At 66.6% G+C, this 9025-nt stretch carries 12 protein-coding genes; 3 read left to right on the forward strand and 9 right to left on the reverse strand.

Translation table 11 applies throughout. From position 1 onward, the window contains the following. Positions 1 to 4 precede the first annotated feature (4 nt). On the reverse strand, positions 5 to 982 hold the full coding sequence (locus tag FAZ79_RS03205; RefSeq protein ID WP_136866529.1) for an NAD-dependent epimerase/dehydratase family protein: 978 nt from the start codon (positions 980 to 982) through the stop codon (positions 5 to 7). 282 nt (positions 983 to 1264) lie between these two features. Here FAZ79_RS03205 and FAZ79_RS03210 point away from each other — a divergent pair, with 282 nt between their 5' ends. Then, a complete protein-coding gene (locus FAZ79_RS03210; protein ID WP_136866532.1) occupies positions 1265 to 1726 on the forward strand; it encodes a hypothetical protein in 462 nt (153 codons plus the stop codon). Between the two features lie 152 nt (positions 1727 to 1878). On the opposite strand, the gene FAZ79_RS03215 is transcribed toward FAZ79_RS03210, so the two are convergent. The 8 genes from FAZ79_RS03215 to FAZ79_RS03250 all read right to left on the reverse strand — a co-directional run bounded on the left by FAZ79_RS03215 (position 1879) and on the right by FAZ79_RS03250 (position 7331). Beyond that, a complete protein-coding gene (locus tag FAZ79_RS03215) occupies positions 1879 to 2088 on the reverse strand; it encodes an acetyltransferase (RefSeq protein ID WP_136866534.1) in 210 nt (69 codons plus the stop codon). A gap of 67 nt (positions 2089 to 2155) precedes the next feature. Further along, positions 2156 to 2641, reverse strand: coding sequence for a host attachment protein (locus tag FAZ79_RS03220; protein ID WP_136866537.1), 486 nt, complete (start codon positions 2639 to 2641; stop codon positions 2156 to 2158). A 180-nt stretch (positions 2642 to 2821) separates the two neighbouring features. Continuing rightward, positions 2822 to 3817, reverse strand: coding sequence for a rhodanese-like domain-containing protein (locus FAZ79_RS03225; RefSeq protein ID WP_136866538.1), 996 nt, complete (start codon positions 3815 to 3817; stop codon positions 2822 to 2824). 62 nt (positions 3818 to 3879) lie between these two features. Beyond that, the gene (locus tag FAZ79_RS03230; RefSeq protein WP_136866539.1) at positions 3880 to 4572 is read right to left on the reverse strand and encodes a hypothetical protein; all 693 of its coding nucleotides are present in this window, start codon (positions 4570 to 4572) and stop codon (positions 3880 to 3882) included. Positions 4573 to 4609: 37 nt separating this feature from the next. After that, positions 4610 to 4930, reverse strand: coding sequence for a hypothetical protein (locus FAZ79_RS03235; RefSeq protein ID WP_136866540.1), 321 nt, complete (start codon positions 4928 to 4930; stop codon positions 4610 to 4612). A 70-nt stretch (positions 4931 to 5000) separates the two neighbouring features. After that, entirely contained in the window at positions 5001 to 5666 is a 666-nt protein-coding gene (locus FAZ79_RS03240) for a DUF6691 family protein (RefSeq protein WP_136866541.1), read from the reverse strand. Further along, a complete protein-coding gene (locus FAZ79_RS03245) occupies positions 5666 to 6178 on the reverse strand; it encodes a YeeE/YedE thiosulfate transporter family protein (RefSeq protein ID WP_136866542.1) in 513 nt (170 codons plus the stop codon). The genes FAZ79_RS03240 and FAZ79_RS03245 overlap by 1 nt, the downstream gene beginning before the upstream one ends. A 127-nt stretch (positions 6179 to 6305) precedes the next feature. Beyond that, positions 6306 to 7331: an MBL fold metallo-hydrolase gene (locus FAZ79_RS03250; RefSeq protein WP_136866543.1), complete on the reverse strand. Its 1026-nt coding sequence runs from the start codon at positions 7329 to 7331 to the stop codon at positions 6306 to 6308. A 245-nt stretch (positions 7332 to 7576) separates the two neighbouring features. On the opposite strand from FAZ79_RS03250, the gene FAZ79_RS03255 reads away from it, so the two are divergent. Together FAZ79_RS03255 and FAZ79_RS03260 are read left to right on the forward strand one after the other, a co-directional pair. Then, positions 7577 to 8038, forward strand: coding sequence for a transcriptional repressor (locus tag FAZ79_RS03255; RefSeq protein WP_136866555.1), 462 nt, complete (start codon positions 7577 to 7579; stop codon positions 8036 to 8038). Between the two features lie 47 nt (positions 8039 to 8085). Next, complete coding sequence (locus tag FAZ79_RS03260; protein WP_136866544.1) at positions 8086 to 8685, forward strand: methyltransferase; 600 nt, start codon at positions 8086 to 8088, stop codon at positions 8683 to 8685. Positions 8686 to 9025 lie beyond the last annotated feature (340 nt).

A 9025-nucleotide genomic window follows, 5' to 3' on the forward strand; every position in this document is an offset into this window, starting at 1 on the left:
CTCCTCAGGAGCCGTTAGCCTGCCGGACCCGGTCGATCAGATCGTCCAGGGTGGCATCCAGTGTCCATTTCGGACGGTAGTCGATCAGCCCGTGCAGTCGGGTCAGGTCGGGGCAGCGATGCGGAATGTCCACGTATTCCTGCCCGTAGGCCTGTTCGTAGGGCAGGCGCTCGATCGTCGAGCTCGAACCGGCCCGCTCGATCACCCGGCTGGCCAGGGCATTGATGGACAACTCATGGTCGCCGCCGACGTTGACGATCAGACCCTCGGTATTCGCCTTCGCCGCCAGCTCGTCGAGCATCACGACGGTGTCACGCACGTCGGTGAAGGCACGGCTCTGCTCGCCGTCGCCGAATACGGTCAACGGCTGGCCGGCCACGGCCTGCCCGACGAAGCGCGGCACCACCATGCCGTAGCGACCCGTCTGGCGCGGGCCGACGGTGTTGAACAGGCGCACCACGGTGACCGGGATGCCCTTGACGCGGGCGTAGGAGAGGGCGAACGCCTCGTCGGCCAGCTTGCTGATGGCGTAGTTCCACCGCGGCGGCGCCTCCGGCTGGATGATCAGATCCATGTCCTCGGCCAGCCGCGCATCGAGACGGGGACCGTAGACCTCGGAACTCGAGGCCACCAGCACCTGCGGCTTCCAGCCACAATGATCGACGGCACGTAGCAGGCGCTCGCAACCGGCGATATTGGTCGCCATCACGCCGATGGGCTGTTCGAGTACGCGGAACACGCCGACGACGGCCGCCATGTGATAGATGCGATCGGCCCAGCCCACCGCCTCCGGCAGCTCGGACCAGGTGACGATGTCGGCGTGGGTAAAGCGGAATTCGGCGGAATCGAGGTGCTGGGCCAGGTTGTCGCGCGACCCGGTACTGAGGTTGTCGACGACATGCACCCGATCACCCCGAGCGAGGTGATGATCGACCAGGTGCGAGCCGATGAATCCGGCACCGCCAGTGATCAGAACGTGCATTCCGGGCCTCCATTCGTCCCCGATTGCCGGGGGGCGCGCGGACAGCGAACCCTGCCATCCGGTTAGCCGAAGTATAGCCGAGCGGGCCAGCGCCACATGTCGTTTTTGCACCACACGGTCATACGCCGGCGGGCTGCCTGACGCCGTTGATTCGCCCTGCTATCTTCACCACACAGACTGCCTGACCGGCACTCGCGGGACAAACCCGTCATGGCCTAGTCGCCCCCCCACGGCTTGCTGGCCATACCGACGCAGGCCAACCTCAACCTGGAGGACCGTCCGATGAGCGAACCGACCGTCAACCGCCCTGCCCTGGCGCTGTGGATGATCGCCAGCCTGGCCGTGGCTGCCCTGCTGCTGTGGCTCGGCGTGGGCCTGCACCCGCCGGGGGCCGAGAGCGCACGCACCCTGCCGGCCTCGCCGCTGACCGGCGCGATGGGTTTTGCGTTTCTGCTCGCCTGGGCGGCGTTTGCCTACGCCGCGTCGATCACGACCCCGCACCGGGGCGCGGAGCACGCCGGCCTGGGGGCCTCGCTGCTCCTGCCGCTGGCCGTCGTGGTACTGCTGGGCGCCGAACAGTCCCTGTTCGCCCTCCTGCTGGCCGCGGTCTGGCTGGCGACATTGATCTGGACGGCCTGGACCCTGGCCCGGCGCGAGGCGTTGGCCGGCCTGATGATGCTGCCGGTGATCGGCAGCGCGATCGCAAGCCTGCTCTTGTCGGTCACGCTCTGGGTCCTGCCCTGACCGGCGGCGATTGCGGACGCCGTCAATACCGCCGCAGCCCCCGACGGGCCCGCCGAAACGACCAAGGCCGCCGAATCACGTCTCGGCGGCCTTGTTAATGAAATGCGGCACGGCATTCGTGCAGCGTTTCCTTACTGGGGTGACCCGGCAACTCAATCCTCGCGCCAATGCAGGTCGAGCCAGCAGCGTGGCAGCGGCTCCCCGGACGGGAATTCCAGGTCCTCCTTCTCGAAGGATTCCTCGTCCTGCATTTCCTCGCCGGCGTGCTGTCGCCCCATCACGCTCGGCAACGCCGGGTCGGCGAGGGTTTCCAGATCGATGATCTCGATCATGTCGTCGTTGTCCTTGCGCTTGAGAAACATGCGCCAATCTCCTTGGTCGGGACGTTGTCGAAAAAAGACGTTGTCGGGCCACCTGCCCCGGTCGGAATCAGAGTCGCTCCGGCAGGGCCGCGCGAATGTCCTCCGGCGACCGAGCGGAAAAATCCTTGGCCTGGTCGGCCACCAGCGCGGCCTGCAGGCCCTTGCTCATCTCCCCGCGCAACAGGCCGAGAAAGTCGGGCGCAGCCATCAGGTAGAAACGCTCCATCCGCCCCTGCTGCAGCGCCTGGTCGAGTTCGGTCATCACCTCGCGGGCAAAGCGCTTGGCCTCCACGTCCCGGACGCTGTTGGCCGGTTCGTAGGCATGCAGCGCATCGCCCTTGCGGTCGGTGGTCGAGCCCGGCCGGTCGCTCTCGAGGTCCGCGTCCGACAGCCGGGCGGCGGAATTGGACAGCGAGACCAACTCCTCGAGCGCCCCCCTTGGAACCGGCTGACTGGAGGGGTGCACCTCGTTACCACGATAGGCCCCTTGATTGTCGCGGACGGCGAGAAAACGCGCCCGTGCCTCATCGGCAACCACTACCCAGGTACTCATCGGCCCGACCTCCTTGATTTGTCGTGTTGACCTACCCCGAGTGTATACGCAGAACCCGCCCCCTGCCGCGCGATCGACGGCCCCGATTCATCCACCCCGGCCCGGTTGCCGATGCCCGGGTCAACAACGAAAAAACCCCGCCACGAGGCGGGGTTGTCGGTCCATGCGGCAATGCGGGACTCAGTAGAGCTGCGCCGGGTTGACCGAGGTGGCCCCGTCGTCCACGTACATGCCGTACTCCTTCATCGAGCCGTCGTAGAGCGCGGCCTGCTCGTTGCCCATGATCTCGCTGGCGACGAACCACAGACCGGAGGCCAGGTTGCCGGAGTTGCAGTAGGCGATCGCGGCACCCTCGGCGTCGATCTGCTTGAAGTCCATGATCGAACGATAGCTCGATTCCGGCAGGAAGTTGGCCGCGGCGCCATCGGCGCGCACCAGCACGTCGGTGGGCACGTTCTTGGCGCCGGGCAGGTGGCCGGGCACGGTCTTGGACTTGCTGAACACGCCCAGGTACTGGTTCGGCGGACGGGCATCCAGCAGCTGGACCTTGCCGTTGGAATCGACCGCCTCGCGAACCTCGGCGTAGGTCGCCAGGATCTCGTCACGCTCGTCGGTCGCCACCCAGTCGCCGGCCTCGACTTTCTCCGGCTGCCCGGTCTCGGCATCGAAGCCCGCGGCCAGCCAGTTCGCCAGGCCACCGTCGAGCAGGGCCATGTCGTCATGACCGAAGTACTTCATCTGCCAGTACAGGCGGGTGGCCTTGGTGTAGTCCGAGCCGGACAGGCCCAGCGGCACGATCACCACGGTGTCGTCCTGGTCCACGCCCAGTGCCTGTACGAAGGCTTCGAAGTCGGCCTTCTCGGGAATCAGCTTGCCGACCTTCTTGCCGTTCTCCATGCGCTCGACGCGCACCTTGCCCCAGTCGACGAACCGGGCACCCGGCACGTGACCGGACACGACGGACACGACCTTCTTGCCCTTGACGGTCTCGTATTTCGGCGCCATCGCGAACGCCTTCTCGGACCCGGCAATCTGCAGAACGGTGACCTGATCGAGGTTGTCATTCAGCCACTGCGGGTCGACCACCGGACCCGGCACGTCCAGTGCCCAGGCCCCTTGCGCGACGGCCAGCGCGGCCGCCCCGGCGGGAACAGCGAGAAACCGCTTGAAATTCATATGACTCAACTCCTTCTTCGTGCATCAAAAAGCGGCGCCAGCCGACGCCGGAAAAGCCGCCCTCAACCGGGCGGGGAAACCAGTTGCGATTGCATCCGATCGGCTCGCCGCGACCAGTCGACCAGTACGGCCTCCATGTCCAGCGGGCATTCGCTCAGGACGTGCCGATCACGATCGTCGAGCACCTCCGGGTCGGGCCACCGCCCCGACTCGTCCGTCAGGGCGCGGTCCCGTGCCGCCAACAGGTCCTGGATCTGCGGCATCACCAACGCGACCAGCGCACTCAGCCACCGCCCGACCAGCCACGACGGCCGCGCCCGATTGATCTCGAACTCGGTCGGCAATCGGTCGAGCAACGACTCGGCGGGTTGCACCGCCTCGCCCGTCACCCAGCCATTGGTGGTGAACAGGCGCTGCGGCCGCCCTTGGCGGTCCATCGAGACGGCGACCACGTGGGCGAAGTCCGGCTCGCCGTCGACGGCCATGAACAGGTGGAAGTGACCGTGCTCGTTCGCGGCCCACTCGGCCGGGTCATGCGCGTGGTAGTAGAAGCGCGCGCCGCTGACGGGGTCGCGCGCATCGTCGTCGGGAAAATGGGCCCAGTAGTCGAAACCGTCATCCGGGTGATCCCGGAACAGCTCGGTGAGAACGGTCTGGTGATCGGCGGCAAGCGCCGCCTGGATCGAGCGCCACTCATCGCTCGCCGCCAGGCCGGCCTCGAGCCAGTCCTCAGGCAGTGGCTGGGCAGGCGTCACGGGCGTCAAGCCGATTCAGACCGCGCGATGGGACAGGTCACTGACCGCCCGGGGCACAGGGGTTGCCCCCGCGGGTCGACGGGGCGCAGGGATTGCCACCACGAGCCGACGGGGCACAGGGGTTACCACCACGCGCCGACGGGGCGCAGGGATTACCACCACGGGCCGACGGGGCACAGGGGTTGCCACCGCGAGCCGACGGGGCGCAGGGATTACCACCACGGGTCTGGGCCGCGGCCGACATCGGCAGCATGGTGGTCGCGGCGAGCGACGCACCGACGGTGAGTGCCATGGCCGGCATGGAAAGCTTGAGTGCTCGACGGGCACGCGCCTGTCGGGCCAGTTTCTTGGAATCCATCTGATTCAATCTCCTCTGACTAAAGCGGCCGGCCCTAGGCCGGCGCGCAACATCACGCCATTTCGTCGATTCAGTCGGTCTCGCCGCGGCGACCAGCGCTGGCCTCACGCCCCAGATCGTGACCGAGCTCGTCGCTCTCACCGGGGTCGCGACCCTCGGTGATGTCCTCGGCGGAGTAGACGCCGTGGCTACGCTGCTCGAGCGCGCGGCCGACAAGGAAACCACCCGCCAGCATCAAGAGCATCGCGGCGACCACCAGCCAGGGCGAGACGCCCAGCCACTCCGGTACGGTACGCGCTTCCAGCGCCGTCCCACCGACGACCGCCTGGATGAAGTCACTGTCGTAGACGCCGGCGAATGCCCAGACACCGACGATCATGCCGAGCATGAACACCAGGCCATCGATCCGACCACTGCCAAATCCGACCACCGAGGTGCCGGGACAGTAACCGCCGATGGCAAACCCGGCGCCGATCAGCACGGCACCCAGCACGGTGCCCCAGAGATACATCTCGGCCACGTAGAACCCTTGCGAACCGAAGGTGTTGTTCACCTGCAGCAGCAGGATGCCGATCGCGGCGACGATGATCGCCGTGAACATGACCTTGAAGACCGACCAGTCGGTCAGGCGGAACTGGGCGGTGAGCTTGCAGGGGGAGCCGAAGCCGGCCTGCTCGAGCACGAAGCCGAACAGCAGGCCGGTGGCCAGTGCGGTACCCGCGGTGCCGTAATCCATTACCAGACCCTCCGCATCAACAGGCTGATCACGATCCCGACCACGAAGAACACGATCAGGAAGACGAAACCGGCCACGCCCAGCATGGCGGTGTTGGAGAGGCCGACGCCGCTGGTGCAACCGGCGGCCAGGCGCGAACCGAAACCGGCCAGCAGCCCGCCGCCCAGGGCGAGCAGCAGACGCGGTGCCACGCCGATCCGGCCCGAACCGCGGTCGACCTTGACGCGAAACCGCCCCGAGGAGACCGAAGCGAGGATGGCACCGATCAGGGTGCCGATGGCGGCCACCACGATCCACGCCGCCAGCGGGTTGCCCTGGGCCATGCCGCCGAGATAGGCGTTCTCGCGGGTGGCCTCGGGGGCCACCTGCAGACCGATCTCGGTGGCCACGCGGGCGAAGGCACCGGACGAACCCATGCCGTTGCCCACCAGCACGAAGGTGAGCAAGACGACCAGGCCGAGCACGATGCCGGCGATGAAGGGGGGCCATAACGGCCGGACTTGGCAAGACATTCCCTGCTGGACCTCCTGGAATCAGCTAATGCAAAAAAATCCATTCAGGCCCGCGCGTCCCGCGGGCCGGTCGACAATCGTTGTCGGGCGGCAGGCTTCCCGCCTGGCATACCGCCGGGGCGACTCGCTAGAACGCGGCCGCTTCGGCCTCGAGAAACGCCAACGAGGCGTACTTGCCGATGTTCTCGTCGAAGCCGTTGGTGACCGGGGCATAGTGCTGCACCCGCTCGTCCTCGAGCGCGTAGGCCTTCGCCTCGCTCGGCGCGACCATGTCGGCCACCGCCTTCTCGGCCGCCTCGTAGATCCCCCGGAAGAAGATCCGGTTGTGCTCGATCAGGTCGTTGGCCGGGAAGCCGTGTGCCGGGATCCAGTAGGCGCCCGGCACGTTCTGCTCGAGGGCGTCGAAGGCCTTGAAGGTGCCGAGGAAACTGCCGTCGTCCATGAACGCGATGCGGTTGTTCATGGCGATATCGCCGACGTGGACGATCTTCTTCTCCACCAGCTCGAGGCTGATGTCCGACGGCGTGTGCGCGGTGCCGTAGAAATGCACGCGCACGGTGAGATCGCCGAAATCGATCTCGTCGCCGTGACCGACCACCTTGTTGGGCGGGGTGACCACGGTGCCCTCGATGGCGTTGCCGGTGGAGCGCTCCATCAGGCTCACCCAGAACTCGCCCTGGTTGGTGCGAATCGCCGAGGCGGTCTTTTCGTGCGCGTAGATCGGCACGTCCGGGTTCTCGTTGACGAAGGCGTGGTTACCCAGCCAGTGATCGCCGTGGTAATGGGTATTGAAGACCGCCGCGATCGGCTTGTCGGTGAACTTGCGGATCTGGCGCAGGGCCATCCGGCCGATCTGAAGCGAGGCGCCGCTGTCGATCACCACCACGCCCTTCTCGGTGATGGCGAAGGTGACGTTGCTCATCATCCCCTGGTTTTCCTCGGAGGGGAAACCCCAGGGCGAAACGATCACGTAGACGTTGTCGGTGATCTCGGTGGCCGGGATATCGGGCATCGGCGGCCCTTCGATCACCAGCTCCTCCTCGGCGAACACACGCGAGGACCAAGCCAGGGGCGCGGCCGCCACGCCGGCGGTGACCCCGATGTTGCGCAAGAAACGACGGCGCGATGCCAGGAATTGCTCTTTGAATTCCATTGCCTTCTCCTCCAGTGTGCCCGCTTTCGTCGTCGGGGGATCCACGCCGGACCACCCGTTCGATACGGGCGATCCGCGGACGAGCAGGCCGCGTTTATTAGCTGTTTCTAAATAATGATCGCCGTGCCCCGAAATTTCAACGTCCCGGCGATCGACTTTGTTGATCCGACGTCAAGTTTGCTTCTGTCCATGGTGTCGGGCAACTACACTATGATGCCTCATTGATTGACGATAACCGCGATTTCATGTCCTGCGCCCATCACGACCAGTGCATCGACGATGCCCTCGCCCGCGCCGAGGCGATCTGCGCGCGCTCCGGCGCCCGCCTGACCCCCATCCGGCGCGACGTCCTGCGCGAGGTCTGGTCGAGCCACGAGGCGACCAAGGCCTACGACCTGATCGAGCGCCTTTCGCGGCACGGCGAGCAGGTCAAGCCGCCCACCGTCTACCGGGCGCTCGACTTCCTGCTCGAACAGGGCCTGATCCATCGCATCGAGAGCCTCAACGCCTTCGTCGGCTGCGAGCACCCGCAGGAACCCCACCAGGCCATCCTGATGATCTGCGAGCGCTGCGGTGACATCCGCGAGGAAGACAACGCCGCGGTGCACGCCGCCCTCGATGACCTCGCCAGGCAGACGGGCTTCGCGCCCCGCTCGGCGGTGATCGAACTGCGCGGCCTGTGCCGCGCCTGCCAGACCGCTCATTGAAGCCCGAGCGTCCCACCCGACCCCCTTCAGCCAGTGATAGGCCCCGCATGAGCCCAGCGCCCAACGCCAAGACCATCGACGCCCTGCGCCGCGACCAGATCATCGACTGCGAACTGCTCGGCCAGCGCCTGACCTTTCACTCGACCTGGGGGCTTTTCTCCCCGCGCGAGATCGACGCCGGCACCCGCCTGCTGCTCGAGCACACCCCGGTCCCGCCGGCCGGCAGCATCATCGTCGACCTGGGCTGCGGCTACGGACCGATCGGCGCGACCATGGCCAAGGCCTGCCCGGACGGCCGGGTGATCCTGCTGGACAAGGACTTCGTCGCGGTCGACTACGCCCAGGGCAACCTCGGGCGCAACCGGCTGGCGAACGCCGAGGCGCGGTTGTCCAACGGCCTCTCGGCGGTGGATGGCGAGGGCTTCGACCGGCTCTACTCGAACGTGCCGGCCAAGGTGGGCAAGGAGATGTGGCAGATCATGCTGTTCGACACCTGGCGGGGCCTCAACCGGGGCGGCGAGGTCTGGTTCGTGTCGATCAACGGGCTGCGCGAGTACTTCAAGCGCACGATGAAGGAACAGTTCGGCAACTACGAGAAGGTCAAGCAGGGCAAGACCTACACCGTGCATCGCGCCGTGAAGGAATAGCCCCAGGGGAAACTCTGCACGATTCGATGGCATCTCTGGCTCGCGGATTTGCTCGCAATCGAGGCGCCGGACCGAAGACGGGCTCGTTGCCCGTCGAGGGACGGCAACGACGAGTGCGGGCAAATCCGCGAGCCCCATCCGGGCGGGCCTCCAAGGGTGCATCTGTGGCGTCGCGGGGTTCGTCCGTGAACCCCGCCCTTCGGGCCGGCTCGCGCCGGCCGGATCGGCGTCGTGCCGATCCGGTCCAGCCCTTGGTAAAGGGCGACGGCCCTTCACGGCGGACGGCGCCTTGCATCTGGCCCCTTGGAGGTCCCGCAGAGACGTCATCGAATCGTGCAGA

The organism is Guyparkeria sp. SB14A (genome assembly GCF_005096345.1).
In the GTDB taxonomy this organism is placed as follows: domain Bacteria; phylum Pseudomonadota; class Gammaproteobacteria; order Halothiobacillales; family Halothiobacillaceae; genus Guyparkeria; species Guyparkeria hydrothermalis.